Source organism: Serratia sp. T13T92, from assembly GCF_047530105.1.
GTDB lineage: Bacteria > Pseudomonadota > Gammaproteobacteria > Enterobacterales > Enterobacteriaceae > Chania > Chania fonticola.
This window is the reverse complement of the sequence record NZ_JBLJAK010000004.1, coordinates 229,450-249,637: the sequence shown is the minus strand read 5'-3', so window position 1 is coordinate 249,637 and position 20,188 is coordinate 229,450. Positions and strand designations below refer to the sequence as shown.

The window sequence follows — 20,188 nt, the reverse complement described above, 5'->3', positions numbered from 1 at the left end:
CTCAGAAAGTTACGCCGGAGCACAGGATCACGTTCGCGTAGGGCGAACATTCTCCGCTGCGGATCACGGCCCGGCTGTGTTCGGTTTGCGCTTTAAACGCGCTGTGGCTGATATAGCTGATGCTGATGGTATTGCCCTGGTGTTGGCCAAGCTGCGTCAGTTGGGCCAGCAACGCTTCATGGAGCGACGGGTTATGCTTGACGATCTCTTCCGCCAAGATGGCGCTCTCTACCTGCATTTCCTGCGTCACAACACCGACAACCTGCAAGAACGTCGGCACCCCTTGGGTCAGCGCCAGATCGATACGCGGCGTCACGGCCGGGATCGGCAAACCCGCATCACAAATCGCGATCTGATCGGTGTGGCCGAGACGAGAGACCACCGCAGAAACGTCAGAATTCAGTAGTACGCCTTTTTTCATGAGTAAACTCCAGCAGCGAAACGTTTCGCTATTGAGTCAGTGTAGAAAAACAGCAGGGGAAGACAACCCTGTAATAGCGGAAATGTGATCGCCATCGAAACGTTTCGCTCACGTTCAACAAAGCGTAGCTAAAAAAGAAGGGCCCAGCAAATGCTGAGCCCCTGATTTAGATTTCGACCTGGGTTCCCAGTTCGATGACCCGGTTAGGCGGGATCTCAAACTGGTCGGCAGCCCGCAGCGCATTGCGGCTCAGGGCGATAAACAGCTTGCCGCGCAGGAACAGATACCACGGCCGTTTGGTGAGGATCAGCGATTCATGGGACATAAAGAACGACGTCTCCATCATCCGGCATGGCAGCCCTTCCAACCCACAGCGGTGGAAGACTTCCTCAACGTTCGGCGTTTCACGCCAGCCATAGCTGGCCACCACCCGCCAGAAGGTCGGCGACAGTTGTTCAATCGTTACTCGCCGGACGTTATGCACATAAGGGGCATCTTCGGTACGCAAGGTCAGCAGCACCACCCGCTCATGCAGCACTTTGTTGTGCTTGAGGTTATGCAGCAGGGCAAACGGGATCACGTTAATCGCACGCGACATAAACACAGCGGTGCCCGGCACGCGAACCGGCGGTGATTTTTCCAGTGAGGCAATCAGCGCTTCAAGGGAGTTGCCGTGCTCATGCATCCGACGCAGCAGACGGAAGCGTTCGCTCTTCCAGGTGATCATGATCAGGAACATGACCAGAGCCAACGTCAGCGGCAACCAACCGCCGGAGAACAACTTCAGGGCGTTAGCCGAGAACATCGGCACATCGATAATCAACAGGATCGCCAGAATGCCTCCCACCAGGAAGCGATTCCAATGCCAGTTCTTGATGGCAACGGAGGTGATCAGGATGCTGGTCAATACCATGGTGCCAGTCACCGCGATGCCATAGGCTGCGGCCAGGTTGCTGGAGTGTTCGAAGCCCACAATCACCAACACCACGGCGATATACAGGGTCCAGTTGATCACCGGGATATAGATCTGGCCGGACTCCATTTCCGAGGTATGAATGATACGCATCGGTGACAGATAGCCCAGACGAACGGCCTGGCGGGTCAACGAGAAGACGCCGGAAATGACCGCCTGCGAGGCAATAACCGTGGCCAGCGTGGCCAATATCAGCAGCGGGATCAGTGCCCAGTCGGGAGCCAACAGGAAGAACGGGTTCTTGATCGCCTCCGGATTTTTCAGCAGCAATGCCCCTTGGCCAAAGTAGTTAAGCACCAGCGAAGGCAGCACTACGGTGAACCAGGCCAGGCGGATCGGGAATTTGCCAAAATGGCCCATATCGGCATACAGCGCTTCCACACCGGTAATCGACAGCACCACCGCACCGAGCGCGAAGAACGACACCTTCTTATATTCAATAAAGAAGTTGAGGGCCCATTTCGGGTTCAGCGCCTGCAACACTTCCGGGTTGGAGATAATGCTGCGCGCTCCCAGGACTGCCAACACGATAAACCACAGCAGCATCACCGGGGCAAACAGCTTGCCCACGCTGCCAGTGCCGTGTTTTTGGATTGCAAACAGTAAGGTCAGTACCAGAATGGAGAGCGGGACGATATAGGGATCCAGCGACGGGGCGGCAATCTCCAGCCCTTCGATCGCCGACATCACCGAGATCGCCGGGGTGATCACCACCTCGCCATAGAAGAAGCTGCCACCAATCAGGCCCAGGATCACCAGAAAAGACGTGGTCCGCGCCGAGGTATGGCGCCCTGCCAAAGACATCAACGTCAGTATCCCGCCTTCACCGGCGTTATCCGCACGCATGACGTAGGTGAGATACTTCAGGGAAACGATGACGATCAACATCCAGAAGATTAAGGAAAGGAAGCCAAACACCACATCGGGCCGGACGTCAAAACCGTAATGGCCGGAAAAACATTCTCGCAAGGTATAGAGCGGGCTGGTGCCGATATCACCGTAAACGACCCCAATAGCCGCCAGGGTAACCGCCGATAAAGACTGTTTATGTTCTGTGCTCATAGTTTGCTTCTTTTGCTAGATCATCCGTCAACCGACGCATCCGCATCAGGCTTAAGATATGGGCTCTAAGATCCGTCACACCCGGTAAAAGGCGCACAGTATGCATCATTTATACTACTTGCCTACTCTTATATCGGGTCCCAAAAATAAACAAAATGTGAATCAGCCCCCTTGTTGAGCATAGAAAAATTTTACTAATCAACCAGCTATAGGGCTAAAAATAATGATGGTTTATCATCGGATTCTCTAGCAAGATTGGCTGTCGGCCTGGGTGGCAGGCTCTAACCTCCGGACAACGCGAACTATTTTATGGCGTCATCAACACTTCTGGCAGAACGGATCTCCCGCCTCAGCAGTGCGCTGGAGAGCGGTCTTTATGAACGGCAAGAGGCTATCAGGCTGTGCTTGCTGGCAGCCTTGTGCGGCGAAAGTGTGTTCTTGCTCGGCCCGCCGGGGATCGCCAAGAGTCTGATCGCCCGCCGGCTGAAATTTGCCTTCCGCAGCGCTCGTTCATTTGAATACCTGATGACGCGCTTTTCCACACCGGAAGAGGTGTTTGGCCCACTGTCGATCCAGGCTCTGAAAGATGAAGGCCGCTATCAGCGCCTGACTGCGGGTTATCTGCCCGAAGCCGAGATCGTCTTTCTTGATGAGATCTGGAAGGCTGGCCCGGCAATCCTCAATACTCTGCTGACCGCGATCAACGAGCGCCGCTTCCGTAATGGTAATAGTGAAGAGCCCATTCCGCTGCGCCTGCTGGTCACCGCCTCCAATGAATTACCCGAGGCCGATAGCAGCCTTGAAGCGTTGTATGACCGTATGCTGATCCGGCTGTGGCTTGATAAGGTGCAGGATAAGCAGAATTTCCGCTCGCTGTTGGTGGCCCGCCAGAATGAAAGCGACAACCCAGTGCCCGAGGCGCTAAGCATCAGTGATGAAGAGTTCCACCAGTGGCAACCGCTGATCGATAAGGTCAAACTGCCGGAAAACTGCTTTGAACTGATTTTCCTGCTGCGCCAACGGTTAGACGCCTTGGAACAGGCGCCTTATGTTTCCGACCGGCGTTGGAAGAAATCCCTGCGCTTACTGCAGGCCTGCGCCTTTTTCAGCGGCCGCGACACTATTGTGCCGCTGGATTTAATGCTGTTGAAGGATTGCCTGTGGCACGATCGGACATCATTAAAGTTGTTACAGCAACAAATCGATCAGTTGCTGACCGAACAGGCCTATCAGCAGCAAACCTTGTTGATCCAGCTACAGCAGATCCACACCCGTTGGATGCAGCATCAACAGCAACAGAGTCATCGCCAGGCCATCCAACTGGTGAAAAAAGGCGGCATGTTCAGCCGCAAGCCACAATACGTGCTGGAGCATCCGCTCACTGGCACCACTTTTACGCTGCTGCTGCAAAAGCCATTACAGCTGCACGACATTCAGGTTAACCACCTGAGTATCGAAAGCAGCATGCTGGAAAACTGGCTGCAAAAAGGCGGTGACGTGCGCGCCAAGCTCAACGGCATTGGTTTTGCCCAGCAGATCGATCTGGAAGTCGATGAGCAACTGCACCTGACCGTGTTAGACGTCAGCCGCCAGCCCTCCCTGCTGGCCATGCCGGGTAAGCCGACTGGGGGAACACCACCAGAATTCCTGGACGAAATAGAAACACTAAGCCAGCGCCAGGCAGAACAGCGGCGTTTATTCAGCCAGCATCAGCCTTGCCTGTTCACCCCTGCCGCCGGGTTGGCGAAAATTGAAGCCAGCCTGCTGCAGGTGGCCGAGCAGATCAAACAGCTGTCCCAGCAAATGCGCGGCCAGTAACCATGCTGAGCCTCGAAACGCTCGATATGCTGTTGTCGATCTCCGAAGGCGAGCTGATCGAAGAGCTGATCATTGGCATGTTGGCCACGCCGCAGTTGGCGGTATTTTTCAATAAATTCCCGGCGATACGCCGGGCGATCAACCGCGATCTGCCTCAATGGAAGATGCAACTGAAAGATCGCATTCAGCAAGCCGTGGTGCCGCCGGTGCTGGCGCAAGAGTTTTACCGCTACCAGCAGTGCCAGTTGGAAAGCCACGGCCAGTTCTCGCAAAACCTTAACGATACGCTCGATCTGCTACGCCAATGCACGTCGCCGTTTTACACCCAGGCACGGAGCATGGTGGACGCAGCCGATCTCACCACTCACCCGCTCGATGGCAGTTTCCAGACCCTGTTTCTGCAACGCTGGCGCATTAGCCTGACGCTGCAGGCCACGATGCTGCACCATAAGTTACTGGAGCAGGAGCGTGAACAACTGATGGCCGAGCTGCAAGAACGGTTGGCGCTGAGCGGCGCACTGGAGCCGGTGCTGGCAGAGAACGATACGGCCGCGGGCCGATTGTGGGATATGAGCAAAGGCCAGTTACAACGCGGTGACTACCAACGGCTGGTGGAGTACGGAGACTTCCTGCAACAACAGCCAGAGCTACAAAAGCTGGCGCAGCAACTGGGCCGCAGCTATGAAGCCAAGGCGGTGCAGCAACAAGACGCGCAGCCGGAACCGTACCGGGTGATGGTGCAGGTACCCGCCATTCAGCCGGAAGAGGTCAGCGGTATACACCAAAGTGACGATATCCTGCGGCTACTGCCTCCCGAACTGGCGGCGTTGGGCATTGAAGAGTTGGAGTTTGAATTTTACCGGCGGCTGCTGGAAAAACGGTTGCTGACCTATCGCCTGCAAGGGGATGCCTGGCAGGAACAGATCATGATGCGCCAGGTCACTCATCAGCAGCAGGACCGGCAGCCACGCGGGCCGTTTATTGTCTGCGTAGATACCTCCGGCTCAATGGGCGGCTTTAATGAACAGTGCGCCAAGGCCTTTTGCCTGGCGCTGCTGCGCATCGCACTGGCAGACAACCGCCGCTGCTACATCATGCTGTTTGCCAGCCAGATTGTGCACTATGAACTGACGGCCGCCAGCGGTATCGAACAGGCGGTGCGTTTCTTGGGCCAGCATTTTCGTGGCGGGACGGATTTGGCCGCCTGCCTGAATGCCACCGTCAGCAAAATGGCAGAAAGCGACTGGTTTGACGCCGATGCGGTGATTATTTCCGATTTTATTGCCCAGCGGCTGCCGGAAGAGGTGATCAAGAAAGTGAAGTCACAGCAGCACAGCCACCAGCAACGCTTTCATGCGGTGGCCATGTCAGCCTATGGCAAACCCGGCATCATGCGCATCTTCGATCATATCTGGCGCTTTGATACCGGGTTAAAAAGCCGTTTACTGCGGCGCTGGAGTCGCTAGCTGTTACAGCAGCCCTTCAACGCTCTCGCGTACTTCTGGTCCCCACACGCCACACTGTACCTGCCCAATATGCGACAGTTGCAGCAACAGCATCACCAGACGTGATTGACCAATACCACCACCAATGGTCTGAGGCATTTCACCACGCAGCAGGGACTGGTGCCATTCCAGCTTCAGGCGATCCAGATCGTCGGTTAACGTCAGCTGATGTTGCAGCGCTGCCGCATCAACACGGATGCCCATCGAGGAAAGTTCAAACGCATCCTGCAACACCGGGTTCCACACCACGATGTCACCGTTCAATCCTTTCAGCCCTTCGATACCTGGCGTGGTCCAGTCATCATAATCCGGTGCACGCACGTCATGGGATTTGCCATGTGACAGTTTGCCACCAATACCAATCAGGAATACTGCTCCCAATTCTTTGGCGATCGCACGTTCACGGCCTTTGGCATCCAGCTCAGGGTAACGTTGCAGCAGTGTTTCGCTGTGAACAAAGTGGATCTGTTCTGGCAGGAACGGTGCCAGACCAAATTCACGGCTCACCGCGGCTTCCGTTTCTTTTATAGAGGCATAGATCCGCTTAACGGTATCTTGCAGGTAAGCCGGGCTACGTTCGCCATCTCCCATTACACGTTCCCAATCCCACTGATCGACATACACCGAGTGGATCGGCGTCAGGCGATCTTCATCCGGGCGCAGCGCTTTCATATGGGTATACACACCTTCACCCGCGCTGAAATCGTGCTCACCCAGGGTTTTACGCTTCCATTTAGCCAGCGAGTGCACGACTTCAAACGTCGAGTCCGGCAGGCTTTTGACTTTCACCTGAACGGCTTTTTCGCTGCCAGAAAGGTTATCTTGAGTACCGTCACCCAGTCGGCTGAGGATCGGGGCCTGCACTTCAATCAGGCCAAGCTGCTGTTCCAACTGGCGGGAGAAGAAGGATTTTACGAAGCTGATTTGTTGTTGTTTTTGGATAAACTGCTTTTTCATTGCCGTATCTCTTGAATAATCTGTCTAGTTGCCAATGATTAAGCAACAGAATGGCACCTAAATTCAATATCCATCAATCAATATTGCCTTTTCGCTTTTAATCGGTCATTTTTAAGCGGTGATAATTCAACAATCAGCAATTAAAGGGGCATTTAATGGCAGAAATTTATCAGATCGATAATCTCGATCGCGGCATCCTCAACGCATTAATGGAGAATGCCCGTATGCCTTACGCCGAACTGGCGAAGAATTTTGCCGTCAGCCCCGGCACCATTCATGTGCGGGTGGAGAAGATGAAGCAGGCCGGGATCATCACCGGAACGCGGGTTGATGTGAACCCAAAACAGCTGGGCTACGACGTCTGCTGCTTTATCGGCATCATATTGAAGAGTGCCAAGGACTACCCTTCGGCGCTGAAAAAGCTCGAAAGCCTGGAGGAAGTGGTGGAAGCCTATTACACCACCGGCCACTACAGCGTGTTTATCAAGGTGATGTGCCGCTCGATCGATGCGCTGCAACAGGTACTGATCAACAAAATCCAGACCATCGATGAGATCCAGTCAACGGAGACGCTGATCTCGTTGCAGAATCCTATCATGCGTACCATTACGCCTTAATAAGCGATTTTTCACAGCCCACAAGCCTCTATGATAGGCCCGTGGTGCTGTGTAAGGCAGCTCAAACCTGATTGAGTAAAATCACTTTGCCAGAAAGGAAAAGACAGTACATATCAAAAAGATTGAAAATCGGGTCTACGGAGGTCACGTTTGCATCAATAGGGTGTTCCTGAAGAATGTGAGGAATTTGTTAAATTATTGGGTCATACACGTCAATATCACTAATCTGTTAATCATTATAAATGCAAGTCTTACATATGTAGGAATCATACGACATCTGTAGTTATCTGCTCTTATATACCTGATGAGTCGTTTAAAATATTATTCTCTCACTTTATAAAACTACACTTTGATCATGCACTGATAGCAGGCGTGGCAAGCAAGGGAGAGATGATGGTTTATATTGACAGTGATACCATTAACAAACTCAGTCTCCGGGCATTGAGTAAATATAAAAAAATTGTTTTATTTTTAGCCGTACTGCTTTTACTGTGCGGTACTTTATGTCTACTCGTTCCTGTCTATTCTGGTATTGCTTTGAGCTATCTTTTAGGAAGCTTGTTTGTGATTTCAGGGATATACTCCTTCGTCAGCGCATTGGCTTTCAGAAAAAACACTTCGAGTTTCATTTCATTGTGTCTATTTTGCATTATATATATTTTTCTAGGCGTTAGCTTTTTATCAAGCCCAATGGTCGGAATGAATATTCTTTCAATGCTCATTTGTATTCTATTTTTGTTAGGGGGTATGAGTCGCCTGACTACCGCGTTTAACAATAGCGAAATGATTGGGCGTTACTGGTGTATTTTTATCGGTATCCTGGATTTTGCTATTGCATTCATCTGGCTGAGTGCTGGTGAAGACACATCATACCTATTAACCGTAATGTTAATCGGTCTTGAAATGGTATTAACTTCATGGTTTTTGTTCATTCTTAACTATGGTTTTAACCAACATAAAGATAGACACTCCGTTGCTTAATCTCGACACATTTTTCAATATATAAAATATTAATTAGGAGATAGTTATCATGACTAAATTTACGAAAAAGATCCTTATCGCTTCTGCTTTGATTGTGGCTAGTATTAATGTTGCCAACGCAGAAACTACGGGTAAAACAACCCCACAGGATATGACTTGCAAAGAATTCATTGATCTTAACCCTAAGGCTATGACCCCCGTAGCATTCTGGGTGGTCAATAAAGATAATGTTTATCAGCAAGGTGACTATGTTGACTGGAATGAAGTAGAAACCATCTATGTTCCGCAGGTCATCAAAGCCTGCAAGCAAAAACCTGAAAGCAAACTGGAAGAATTTAAGCAGTGGATTAACGACATTAAATAATGTCTATCAGATAAAGTCAGCTATCTACGATAACTGACTTTATCTGTATAAAAAATTAACTCCACACTAATACCCTTCAAAATTAGTTAGTACTCTCAGCATTAATTTCGGGAATTCTACCTTAAAAGGAAAAAGGATTTACGCTAAAAAAATAACAATCTATACCGTTATTTTTTATAAGAGGAAGATAAATTATGCCTACAGGCATAGCAGGAAAAGATAGCAATCAAAAATTAGGTCTTTTGGCATTAGTTGCTATCGTCGTCAGTTCGATGATTGGCAGTGGCGTTGATGGGCTACCACAGAATATGTCCGCCAGTTCAGCTGTGGGTTCTGTGGCTATAGCTTGGTTAATCTGCGGCTTCGGAATGTTTTTCATTTCTCGTACATTCATTATTCTTTCGGATATTCGTCCAGACCTACAGGCTGGCATCTACATGTATGCTCAGGAAGGCTTTGGTACCTTCTGTGCATTTATTGTCGTATGGGGCTATTGGCTGATGACTATTTTCAGCAACGTCGCCTTTGGTATCATGGTGATGGATACTCTGAATTATTTTATCCCGGGAGGTTTTAGCGGCGGGAATAATATTCCTTCAATTATTGGCATATCAATTCTCATCTGGGGATTCAATTTTTTAGTGTTGTCTGGCACAAGACTGGCTGGTGCGGTAAATATTATAGGGACGTTAGCAAAATTAATACCTCTAGTGATATTTGTATTCGTTCTGGTTTATTTCCTTAACGTTAACGAACTCACCAGTAACATCTGGGCAAACAATCCTTTATTTCCTAAGGAGTATCTAGGCTCGGTATTCTCCCAGATAAAGTCGCCACTTGATGTTGCACTATGGTGTTTTATTGGTGTTGAGGGAGCCGTTGCGTTGTCTGGAAGAGTAAAAAACAAAAAAGATGTCGGCAGGGCAACCTTAATTGGTTTTATCATTTCACTTATCATATGTATCTTGATTTCTATCCTGCCTTTCGGGGTCTTGACGCAAAAAGAACTGAGCGTGATCGCCACACCGTCAACGGCAGGGATCCTGAAGATTGTTGTCGGCGAGTGGGGCGAAAGACTGATTAATATTGGTGTGCTGATCTCGGTGTTAACCAGTTGGTTAGCCTGGACCATGATTTGTGCAGAAATTCCTATGGTTGCAGCTCAAAATTCAGCCTTCCCAGAAAAATTTGCTAAACGAAACCATCAAGGAGCGGCATCGGTTTCGCTATGGGTCAGCAGCGCTTTAATGCAGCTTGTGGTTTTGATGGTTTACTTTTCAAGTAACGCCTGGATAGCCATGCTCTCGATTTCAGCCTTGACAGTTTTACCTGTCTATCTGCTGTCCACCGCTTACTTATGCAAGTTATGTATCAATGGTGAATATAATAATTATGCTCGTAATGGCCGTATTAGTGCACTAATCAGTGGTGTGATAGGGCTGTTATTTTGCTTGTTTATGTTTTACGCCAGCGAACCGAAATATCTTGCCATGGTGCCAATGCTATTAACGCTGGGCCTACCGTTATTCTTTTGGGCGCGAATTCATGAGGGAGGTATGAAAAACATATTTAAAGGTAATGAAATGAAAGTTTTCTTATCATTAATCGCTCTTGATGCATTTACAGGGTTTCTCTTTATCAACGGTACGATAAAGTTATAACCAATTTTTAGACGTCATTTTTTGTCGCCGATTAATCGGTGGCTACTAATTTATTTATTCAAAAAAGGTAATTAATTATGAAGTTTAATCACAATATTTTGTTTGTATCCTCTCAAGGATTAAAACAAGATACCCCCGAGATACAAGCTCTCGAAGAGCTCAACGCGGCGGTTAAAGCCAGAGGATTTACCACCTTCATTGTGGATCAGATTAGCGATGCAGTTAAGGTTATTAATGAAAGCCAAAAGTACAGTGCGGTAGGGATTTACTGGGACCCAAGCAATCCTAAAATAGATATTGAATGTCAGGAGTTCATTGATAATTTCCGTAAGCGAAATGCCACTGCGCCTCTTTTCTTATTATCTGAAGACAATGTCACTGACAGGGTACCCCTTGCTATACTCAAAGAAGTAAATGAGTATATTTATTTATTTTCTGAAACCCCGACCTTCACAGCCAATCGTATTTATACGCTTATTCACCGATATGCTGAAAACCTGCTGCCGCCTTACTTTAAAACGCTAAAAAACTTTACCGAAGACGGCGACTATTACTGGGACTGCCCAGGGCACATGGGCGGTATGGCCTATTTAAAGCATCCTGTCGGTACTGAGTTTATCAACTTCTTCGGCGAAAACATGATGCGGGCCGATATCGGAGTCGCGACAGCGGAAATGGGGGATTATCTCATCCATGCTGGGCCGTCCAAAAAATCAGAAGACATCGCCGCAGAGCTTTTTGGCGCTGATTGGACGTTCTATGGCGTTTCCGGCTCATCCGGCTCCAATCGTATCGTGGCTCAAGGGGCGGTCGCAGCGGATGAAATTGCCATAGTCGACCGTAACTGCCATAAATCGCTAAATCATGGCCTAACGCTTTCCCAGGCACGCCCGGTCTACCTTAAGCCCACGCGTAATGCCTATGGGTTGATTGGCCCAATACCGACCCAACGCCTGAAAAAAGAAAGTATTGATGAGTTGATCGCAAAAAGCCCGCTGACTTCAGAGGCGGTAGACACATCGCCCACTTATGCGGTTGTCACTAACTGTACCTATGATGGTTTCTGTTACAACGTTAATGACGTGGTGAAATATCTGGGAGCCAGCGTACCACGCATTCATTTTGACGAAGCCTGGTATGCGTATGCCCGTTTCCATCCGATGTATAAGAACCGTTTCGCAATGGACGTTGAAGACACTCCCGATCGCCCGACCATTTTTGCTGTGCAGTCGACCCATAAAATGCTGCCTTCTCTATCAATGGCCTCAATGATCCATGTGAAAAAAAGCCACCGTGCTCCGCTGGATTTTGATGATTTTAACGATTCATTCATGATGCACGGCACCACATCTCCCTTTTACCCGATCATTGCTTCAATTGATGTAGCGGTAAGTATGATGCAGGGAGATTCCGGTCGTTCATTGGTACAGGAGTCGATCGATGAAGCCATTGCGTTCCGTAAAGCCGTCGTTTCCGTTAAACGCCAGATTCGCGAACTAGAGGGCGAATCAGCCTGGTTTTTTGACGTTCTACAGCCGGCAGAGGTTCATGATAAGGCAACGGGTAAACAGTACAGCTTTGAAGAGGCTCCGCTTGAGCTACTCAACCAAGGTCCTGAATGTTGGGAATTGTGTGCGGGCGATAGCTGGCACGGCTTTCACGATGAAGATCTGGTTGATACCAATAGCATGCTTGATCCGGTAAAAGTCACCATTACCTGTCCAGGCATTAACCTGGATGGTAGTTACCAAGAACAGGGTATACCTGGCTATTTGATCACCAAATTCCTCGATGACAAAAGGATTGAAATTGCCCGCACCGGCGATTACACGATCCTCATTCTGTTTTCTGTTGGTATCACCAAAGGAAAATGGGGCACGTTAATTGAAAGCCTGCTGACCTTTAAAAAACTCTATGACTCTGATGCGCTTGCCGTTGACGCTATTGCGTCCTTGAAAGGCCAATCACCGCATTACGATAACTTGACCCTGAAACAACTCTGCCAGCAGATGCATGAAAAAATGTGCGAGCTGGATCTGATGAACCACATTAATGAGGCGGTTAATACCGACCCTGAACCGGTGATGACTCCGGCTGCGGCCTATCAGAAAGTGCTGCGCTATAAGGCGGAACACATCCGCCTGGATGATTTTTCTGGCCGTATTGCCGCCAGCATGTTGGTTCCTTACCCACCAGGTATCCCGGTCCTAATGCCAGGTGAACGTCTGCCAGTTGGCGACAAAGGCATTATGGGCTATCTGCGAGCTTTACAGGACTTTGATAAACACTTCCCAGGTTTTGAACATGAGATCCAGGGTATCAACGTTGATGAAAATGGTGACTTTTGGGTAAGAGCCATCATTGAAGATGAACGCAAAGCTGTAAAGCGGCCGGAACAGCTCCGTTTTAAACGCCGGGTTTCTCCAACAATTAAAAAAGGTCGCCAATAATCAGCTGGTTATCTCATCACTCCGTCCCGCTAGGGCCGGGGTGATGTCTATTCCGATGCAAGGGTTTTATTTATGTCAAATCAATCTTCAACATCATCAACGAGTGCTACTGACACAGCAAAGACAGACGGCGAGCACAAGCTCGGGCTAATTGCATTAATCGCCATTGTTGTAGGTTCTATGCTGGGCGGTGGTGTATTTAGCCTTCCCCAAAACACAGCTGCTACCTCGGCAGTAGGGCCGATCATAATCGCGTGGCTTATCGCAGGTATTGGTATCTATTTTATCGCCAACTCATTTCGCCTGTTGTCTGACCTGCGCCCAGACCTACAGGCGGGCGTCTATATGTATGCCCAGGAAGGTTTCGGGTCATTTATTGCTTTCAACGTCGCCTGGGGATACTGGCTGATGACTGCCTTTGGCAACGTCGCCTTCGCCGTTATCTTGATGGATGCGTTAAACCAGTTTTTCCCCGGTGTATTCACCGATGGCAATAACCTGAATTCAATTATCTGCGGTTCGGTTTTGATTTGGGGTTACAACTTCCTGGTGTTATCCGGGACGAAAGTTGCGGGTTTTGTGAACACTCTCGGTACCATCGCCAAACTTGTACCACTGGTGCTGTTTGTTGTCATACTGGGCTTCTTAATCAATTATTCTCAGCTGTTCAGCAACTTTTGGGGAACGGCACCACAAATCGTTGAAGGGGTCGGCAACCACGCTAAACCCGTATCACTGATGTCGCAAATCCTTGCCCCAATGACGGTAACACTGTGGGCATTTATTGGCGTAGAAGGCGCAGTCGTTCTTTCTGGACGTGCCAAAAACAAGAAAGATGTCGGCAAGGCCACGCTACTGGGTTTTTTGTTGGCACTGATCATCTACATACTGATGTCAATATTGCCGTTTGGCGTAATGCCGCAGGCTGAACTCGCTCAGGCCAGTAATCCTTCAACCGCAGGCGTCCTGGCGAAAGTAGTCGGTCACTGGGGCGCTTGGTTAATGAACGTGGGACTGATTATTTCCGTACTGGCTGGCTGGTTAGCCTGGACGATGCTCTGCGCTGAAATTCCCATGGTTGCCGGGCAAAAAGGCGCTTTCCCACGGGCTTTTGCGCGCACCAATAGCAAACAGGCCGCCAATGTTTCCCTTTGGGTCAGCAGTTTTGTGATGCAGGCCGCGATGTTATTAGTATATTTTTCTAATGACGCGTGGAACACGATGTACAACATCAGTGCGTTGATGGTGGTGCCTGCATATATCACTACGACCTTGTATATGGCGAAAATTTGCCTCAATCGTGAGTATGATCAGTATGCCAAAAAGGGGCGTAACTTTGCCCTTGTCAGCGGCATTCTTGGCGTCATATTCTGCCTGTTTATCCTTTATGCCAGCCAAATCCAGTATGTGGCGCTGATTCCCATTCTGCTTACCTGCGGGCTACCGGTGTTCATATGGTCTCGTAAAGAGAAGGGCGACAATCAGCCGCTGTTCCAGAATAAAGAAATTTTTTATCTGGCTATCCTGTTGCTGCTTGATGCCATCGTCATCTGGTTGCTAATGATGGGACGCATCACGCTATAACCGATCTTTTGCCCCCTAGCCCGGGAGAACCTAGGGGAGCAAAGCTGCGATTTGATGACCTTAGGCTTCATTGAAAGAGCCAGTGTTTAAGGAATTGGTGACATGGTTAACCATAGCCGCGGTTGATCATGTCATCATACCGCCAGTGACGCCTGCTTCTGCGCTCATGCACAGGGCTTTCGCCCCATCCTCTATCTTATCCACCAGCTGAAAAATAAAACTTATCCTTATAAAGGAACAACCACTGCAAGGTTGGCAAGATGGCTTCAGACCCCACCCAATGATTTTCTAGCTATTTAAATCAATCAATTATGAAAAAATAGCGCCATAATTGTGTCTGATGAACCGTTGATGTTGTTGATGGATCCTGGTTCTCCCGATCGTTATACCCATATTATCCACAGGTAGATCCCAGCTGATTCACAGAGTACAATACGGCCTCTTGAGTTTAAGGTTGGGATCATTCATTCATGGCAGACATCACTCTGATCAGTGGCAGCACGCTTGGCAGCGCAGAATATGTGGCTGAACATTTGGCCGAGAAACTCGAAGAAGCAGGTTTCTCAACGGAAATGCTGCATGGCCCTGAATTGGATGAATTGACGCTGTCAGGCCGCTGGCTGGTGGTTTCCTCCACTCACGGTGCCGGTGATTTACCAGATAACTTGCAGCCGCTGTTGGAACAACTGGCAGAACAGCAACCTGATTTATCGCAGGTGCAGTTCGGTGCCGTCGGTTTGGGCAGTTCTGAGTACGATACCTTCTGTGGTGCGATCAAACAGATCGACGATCTTTTCCAGGCTCGTGGAGCGAAAAGGATCGGCGATCGTCTCGAGATCGACGTGACCCAACATGAAATTCCCGAGGATCCTGCCGAAGAATGGCTGAAGAATTGGATTATTTTACTCTAATTCGGTTAAAGATCGCGCGAACGATTGTGTATAACTAGGCTTGAAAGCAGGGTATAACCGGTAGTTATCCCAATAACAACCGTCGTACGCTTTCTGTCCTGTGGATAACATGCCATTTAGATCCCAGCTTATACTGGCCAGGATCACCGATCATTCACAGCAAACGATCCTGCTTAATCGGCTGATCTTTATCTGGAATAATCACTTATCCACAGAGGATCGCGATCCTAATAAGAGATCTAATAAAGAGATCTTTAAATAAAAAAGATCTTCTTTTAATTACCTAAGATCCTGACCGCTTGGTCGATCGACTAAACTTGAGTAGAATCCTCCCCCCAGGGCAAACAACGATCGTTCGCAAGTACTCCGAGGTGCTGTTCCATGTTTTATCCAGAGCAATTTGACGTCATTATCATCGGTGGTGGCCATGCCGGAACCGAAGCCGCCATGGCTGCGGCACGTATGGGACGTCAGACTTTATTACTGACCCACAATATCGACACGCTGGGACAAATGTCCTGTAATCCGGCGATCGGTGGTATCGGGAAAGGGCATCTGGTCAAGGAAATCGATGCACTCGGCGGGCTGATGGCCAAGGCGATCGACCATGCGGGTATCCAGTTTAGGATACTAAACGCCAGTAAAGGCCCGGCAGTGCGAGCCACTCGAGCTCAGGCAGATCGCGTCCTGTATCGCCAAGCCGTTCGCACCGCATTGGAGAACCAGCCCAACCTGATGATCTTCCAACAACCGGTTGAGGATCTGATCGTCGAGAACGATCGAGTGGTGGGTGCGGTGACCCAGATGGGGCTGAAATTCCGTGCCAAAGCGGTAGTACTGACCGTAGGCACCTTCCTGGATGGCAAGATCCACATCGGCCTGGAAAACTACAGCGGTGGCCGTGCTGGGGATCCTCCGTCGATCTCTTTGTCACAGCGTCTGCGTGAACTGCCTCTGCGTGTCAATCGCCTGAAAACGGGTACACCTCCCCGTATCGATGCACGCACCATAGATTTCAGCGTTCTGGCTGAGCAGCATGGCGATACGCCAATTCCAGTGTTTTCTTTCCTGGGCAACGCCAGCCAGCATCCGCAACAGGTGCCGTGCTACATCACGCACACCAATGAAAAAACCCATGACGTGATCCGCAATAACCTCGATCGTAGCCCGATGTATGCCGGGATCATCGAAGGGATCGGCCCACGCTACTGCCCATCGATCGAAGACAAAGTGATGCGCTTTGCCGATCGTAATGCGCACCAGATCTTCCTGGAACCTGAAGGGTTAACCAGCAACGAGATCTACCCGAACGGGATTTCCACCAGTTTGCCGTTTGACGTACAGATGCAGATCGTGCGTTCGATGGAAGGGATGCAAAATGCCCGTATCGTTCGTCCTGGCTATGCCATCGAGTACGATTTCTTCGATCCACGCGATTTGAAACCAACGCTGGAAAGCAAATTTATCCAGGGGTTGTTCTTCGCAGGCCAGATCAACGGCACCACCGGTTATGAAGAAGCTGCTGCACAAGGCCTGTTGGCCGGGTTGAACGCCGGGCGTTATGCCGTTGAAGACGAAGGCTGGTCACCACGCCGCGATCAGGCTTACCTGGGGGTGCTGGTGGACGATCTCAGTACGCTGGGCACCAAAGAACCGTACCGCATGTTTACCTCACGTGCCGAATACCGTTTGATGTTGCGCGAAGACAATGCCGATCTGCGCCTGACGGAAAAAGGCCGCGAATTGGGGCTGGTTGACGATGAACGCTGGCAGCGCTACTGCGAAAAGCTCGAGCACATCGAACAGGAACGCCAGCGTCTGCGTGATATCTGGGTGCATCCGCATTCAGAGAACGTCGAGCAGGTTAACGTCTTGCTGAAAGCGCCTCTGTCACGTGAAGCCAACGGCGAAGAACTGCTGCGCCGCCCGGAAATGGATTATGGTCAACTGACTGCGGTGGCAGCTTTTGCTCCTGCACTGGCAGACACCGAAGCCGCTGAGCAAGTGGAAATTCAGGTAAAATACGAAGGCTACATCGCTCGCCAGCAGGATGAGATCGACAAACAGCAGCGCAACGAGAACACCGTGTTGCCGCTGGATCTCGATTATCGTCAGGTCTCCGGATTGTCCAACGAGGTGATCGCCAAACTGAACGATCACAAGCCTAACTCGATCGGCCAGGCTTCGCGCATTTCCGGTATCACACCTGCAGCGATCTCCATTTTGCTAATCTGGCTGAAAAAGCAGGGCTTACTGCGCCGCAGCGCATAAAATCCGTTCACCGAGTGGCCGTTTGCCTATCTGCTGAGCAAACGGCCGCTGACATCACCTCAAGCCTGAATTATCATAGACTGCCTTAGTGAGCAGTTGCAGATTGGCCTGCTGTTCCACGCCTGTCAGAGGACTCTGTTGTGCAAAAAAAATTGGATTCGTTGCTTGCAGCGGCTGGAATTTCGCTTCCCGATCAACAAAAGCAGCAATTGTTGGGTTATGTCGCTATGCTCGACAAGTGGAACAAGGCTTACAACCTCACTTCTGTGCGCGATCCGCAGCAAATGCTGGTGCGCCATATCATGGACAGCATCGTGGTGAATGCTCATCTGACGGGGTCACGCTTTATTGACGTTGGCACCGGCCCTGGTTTGCCAGGCATTCCGTTGGCTATAGTGCGGCCCGATGCCCATTTCACCCTGTTAGACAGCCTGGGCAAGCGCGTACGCTTCCTGCGCCAGGTACAGCATGAGTTGGGGCTGAACAATATCGAACCGGTACAGAGCCGCGTAGAAGAGTTTGTGGCAGAACCGCCGTTTGATGGTGTGATCAGCCGGGCTTTTGCCTCACTGCAAGACATGTTGGCTTGGTGTCACCATCTGCCAGCCAAAGGGCAGGGGCGTTTTTATGCGCTGAAAGGGGTTTGCCCACAAGACGAGTTGGCCCAGTTGCCAGAAGGGGTTTCTCTGGAGTCGGTGGTGCGTTTGCAGGTGCCGGAGCTGGATGGCGAGCGCCATTTGATCGTCTTAAAAGCCCACTAAAGCCAAATCAGAATTGTTTAGCATCAAATAATCAGCGATTGGTGTAGGGTACAGAAGGTAAATAGCAAGCAGGCTAATCAGATAGGTCCCCCCCTTCGTTTATTTACCTTTAATTAACATTGTGATGTCAAAAATGCATCATTTCAGTGGGTGATAGTCACGTTAGCAACAATGTGTGAAAGATTCCGATTTGCTGTCAGTGTTAATTGAGTGTTGCTTTATTATTCCTGTGAATGTCAATAAAAGGTTTTTACGGGGTATAAGGATTGTTTTTGAACGGTTACGTTGTAATGATTTGATTTATAATATTTTTTGATCGCCCAAAAAGCTAAAGACCTAGGTCGTTAACCTGGGCTATAACTCATTAATAGTCAGTATTGTGATCGGTTGCACGTTTCTTACCGCAACCGTGGAATAGTCAGACAAATAAATGCGAGCGATTATTCCGGCCATTTTCTTGTGAAAATAGCCCGAAAAGGGGAAATTTAAATAATTGTTCACCTTTTCGCTACTTATCGATTGAATTCGTTGGAGTGGCCCGTATAATTTGCACGTTTTTTGCTGCTTGACTCAGAACCGCAAAGGCAGTTTTATACGTCGGCATACCCCCTCAGGGGTACGGAGAGAACAAACGTCATGTCTGTGTCCCTGTACAGCGGAAAAGTTGCACGCAAGTTGCTGTTGCTGCAGTTAATGACTTTTGTTTTGATCAGCGCTGCTTTCGGCCTGAAAAGTCTGGAGTGGAGCGGTTCGGCACTGGCAGGTGGCCTGGCTGCCTGGTTACCCAATGCCATGTTTATGCTGTTTGCCTTGCGTCATCAGGCACAGACGCCGGCACCCGGACGGGTTGCCTGGTCGTTCGCCATTGGTGAAGGGCTAAAGGTCGTGATCACCATCGTTTTGCTGATCGTGGCGCTTGGGGTGTTCAAAGCGGTGTTGATACCGCTTGGCCTGACCTATTTAGCGGTGTTAGTGGTGCAGATAGTGGCACCCGCCGTGATTAACAGTTACCGAAATTAACTAAATAAGGGTAGAGGCATCATGTCTGCAGAGGGATTCAACAGTCCACAGGAGTATATCGGTCACCACCTGACGCAGCTTCAGGTCGGGACTGGTTTTTGGTCGATTAACCTCGACTCGATGTTTTTCTCCGTCGTCCTCGGGGTGGTTTTTCTGGCTATTTTCCGCAAGGTAGCCAAAAACGCCACCAGTGGTGTTCCCGGCAAGCTGCAAACCGCCGTTGAGCTGATCGTTGGCTTTGTCGACAACAGCGTCAAGGATATGTATCACGGCAAGAGCAAGGTGATTGCTCCGCTGGCGCTGACGGTGTTCGTCTGGGTGTTCCTGATGAACCTGATGGACCTGATCCCGGTTGACTTCCTGCCGTATATCGGAACCCAGCTTGGTCTGCCAGCACTGCGTGTCGTACCTACCGCTGACGTGAACATCACGCTGTCGATGGCGTTGGCCGTATTTGTCCTGATCCTGTTCTATAGCATTAAAATGAAAGGCATTGGTGGGTTCGTTAAAGAGTTAACCATGCAGCCGTTCAACCACCCGGTATTTATTCCCATTAACCTGATCCTTGAAGGTGTCAGCCTGCTGTCCAAACCTGTTTCACTGGGTCTGCGACTGTTCGGCAACATGTATGCGGGTGAGTTGATCTTCATCCTGATTGCTGGTCTGTTGCCGTGGTGGTCACAGTGGATGCTGAGTTTGCCTTGGGCAATCTTCCACATCCTGATCATTACGCTTCAAGCCTTTATTTTCATGGTTCTGACGATCGTCTATCTGTCGATGGCGTCTGAAGAGCACTGATTTTCTTAAAACACTTGCACTATTAAACTGAAAC

16 protein-coding genes are annotated in these 20,188 nt (G+C 49.7%); 13 read left to right on the top strand and 3 right to left on the bottom strand.

The features are described 5' to 3' along the window. Nucleotide 1: 1 nt before the first annotated feature. A complete protein-coding gene (gene rbsD / locus ACMV5I_RS07285; protein ID WP_021181445.1) occupies nucleotides 2-421 on the bottom strand; it encodes a D-ribose pyranase in 420 nt (139 codons plus the stop codon). A gap of 166 nt (nucleotides 422-587) precedes the next feature. Further along, complete coding sequence (kup, locus tag ACMV5I_RS07280) at nucleotides 588-2,456, bottom strand: low affinity potassium transporter Kup (protein ID WP_174333152.1); 1,869 nt, start codon at nucleotides 2,454-2,456, stop codon at nucleotides 588-590. 309 nt (nucleotides 2,457-2,765) lie between these two features. Here kup and ravA point away from each other — a divergent pair, with 309 nt between their 5' ends. Together ravA and viaA are read left to right on the top strand one after the other, a co-directional pair. Beyond that, nucleotides 2,766-4,274, top strand: coding sequence for an ATPase RavA (gene ravA / locus ACMV5I_RS07275; RefSeq protein WP_414824009.1), 1,509 nt, complete (start codon nucleotides 2,766-2,768; stop codon nucleotides 4,272-4,274). A 2-nt stretch (nucleotides 4,275-4,276) separates the two neighbouring features. Then, on the top strand, nucleotides 4,277-5,740 hold the full coding sequence (gene viaA, locus ACMV5I_RS07270; protein ID WP_202672731.1) for an ATPase RavA stimulator ViaA: 1,464 nt from the start codon (nucleotides 4,277-4,279) through the stop codon (nucleotides 5,738-5,740). Nucleotides 5,741-5,743: 3 nt separating this feature from the next. Here the strand turns inward: viaA and asnA are convergent, their stop codons facing one another. Further along, complete coding sequence (gene asnA / locus ACMV5I_RS07265; protein WP_121608263.1) at nucleotides 5,744-6,736, bottom strand: aspartate--ammonia ligase; 993 nt, start codon at nucleotides 6,734-6,736, stop codon at nucleotides 5,744-5,746. Nucleotides 6,737-6,891: 155 nt separating this feature from the next. On the opposite strand from asnA, the gene asnC reads away from it, so the two are divergent. From asnC to atpB, 11 genes are all read left to right on the top strand, one after another. Further along, nucleotides 6,892-7,353, top strand: coding sequence for a transcriptional regulator AsnC (gene asnC / locus ACMV5I_RS07260; RefSeq protein WP_021181440.1), 462 nt, complete (start codon nucleotides 6,892-6,894; stop codon nucleotides 7,351-7,353). A gap of 372 nt (nucleotides 7,354-7,725) precedes the next feature. Continuing rightward, the gene (locus ACMV5I_RS07255; protein ID WP_158645269.1) at nucleotides 7,726-8,334 is read left to right on the top strand and encodes a DUF308 domain-containing protein; all 609 of its coding nucleotides are present in this window, start codon (nucleotides 7,726-7,728) and stop codon (nucleotides 8,332-8,334) included. A 49-nt stretch (nucleotides 8,335-8,383) separates the two neighbouring features. Beyond that, complete coding sequence (hdeB, locus tag ACMV5I_RS07250; RefSeq protein ID WP_414824007.1) at nucleotides 8,384-8,698, top strand: acid-activated periplasmic chaperone HdeB; 315 nt, start codon at nucleotides 8,384-8,386, stop codon at nucleotides 8,696-8,698. Nucleotides 8,699-8,892: 194 nt separating this feature from the next. After that, nucleotides 8,893-10,359, top strand: coding sequence for a basic amino acid/polyamine antiporter (locus tag ACMV5I_RS07245; RefSeq protein ID WP_414824006.1), 1,467 nt, complete (start codon nucleotides 8,893-8,895; stop codon nucleotides 10,357-10,359). A 77-nt stretch (nucleotides 10,360-10,436) separates the two neighbouring features. Then, nucleotides 10,437-12,809 (top strand): Orn/Lys/Arg decarboxylase N-terminal domain-containing protein, encoded by a 2,373-nt coding sequence (locus tag ACMV5I_RS07240; protein ID WP_414824005.1) that lies wholly within the window; start codon nucleotides 10,437-10,439, stop codon nucleotides 12,807-12,809. Between the two features lie 72 nt (nucleotides 12,810-12,881). Next, nucleotides 12,882-14,393: a basic amino acid/polyamine antiporter gene (locus ACMV5I_RS07235; protein ID WP_202672729.1), complete on the top strand. Its 1,512-nt coding sequence runs from the start codon at nucleotides 12,882-12,884 to the stop codon at nucleotides 14,391-14,393. A 470-nt stretch (nucleotides 14,394-14,863) separates the two neighbouring features. Beyond that, nucleotides 14,864-15,304, top strand: a complete 441-nt coding sequence (mioC, locus tag ACMV5I_RS07230; protein ID WP_024484681.1) for an FMN-binding protein MioC — start codon at nucleotides 14,864-14,866, stop codon at nucleotides 15,302-15,304. A 381-nt stretch (nucleotides 15,305-15,685) separates the two neighbouring features. Then, nucleotides 15,686-17,575 (top strand): tRNA uridine-5-carboxymethylaminomethyl(34) synthesis enzyme MnmG, encoded by a 1,890-nt coding sequence (gene mnmG / locus ACMV5I_RS07225; protein WP_021181433.1) that lies wholly within the window; start codon nucleotides 15,686-15,688, stop codon nucleotides 17,573-17,575. 140 nt (nucleotides 17,576-17,715) lie between these two features. Continuing rightward, nucleotides 17,716-18,336, top strand: coding sequence for a 16S rRNA (guanine(527)-N(7))-methyltransferase RsmG (rsmG, locus tag ACMV5I_RS07220; protein ID WP_024484683.1), 621 nt, complete (start codon nucleotides 17,716-17,718; stop codon nucleotides 18,334-18,336). A gap of 636 nt (nucleotides 18,337-18,972) precedes the next feature. Continuing rightward, nucleotides 18,973-19,356 (top strand): F0F1 ATP synthase subunit I, encoded by a 384-nt coding sequence (gene atpI / locus ACMV5I_RS07215; RefSeq protein WP_121608259.1) that lies wholly within the window; start codon nucleotides 18,973-18,975, stop codon nucleotides 19,354-19,356. Between the two features lie 21 nt (nucleotides 19,357-19,377). Further along, a complete protein-coding gene (gene atpB, locus ACMV5I_RS07210) occupies nucleotides 19,378-20,154 on the top strand; it encodes a F0F1 ATP synthase subunit A (RefSeq protein WP_021181430.1) in 777 nt (258 codons plus the stop codon). Nucleotides 20,155-20,188 lie beyond the last annotated feature (34 nt).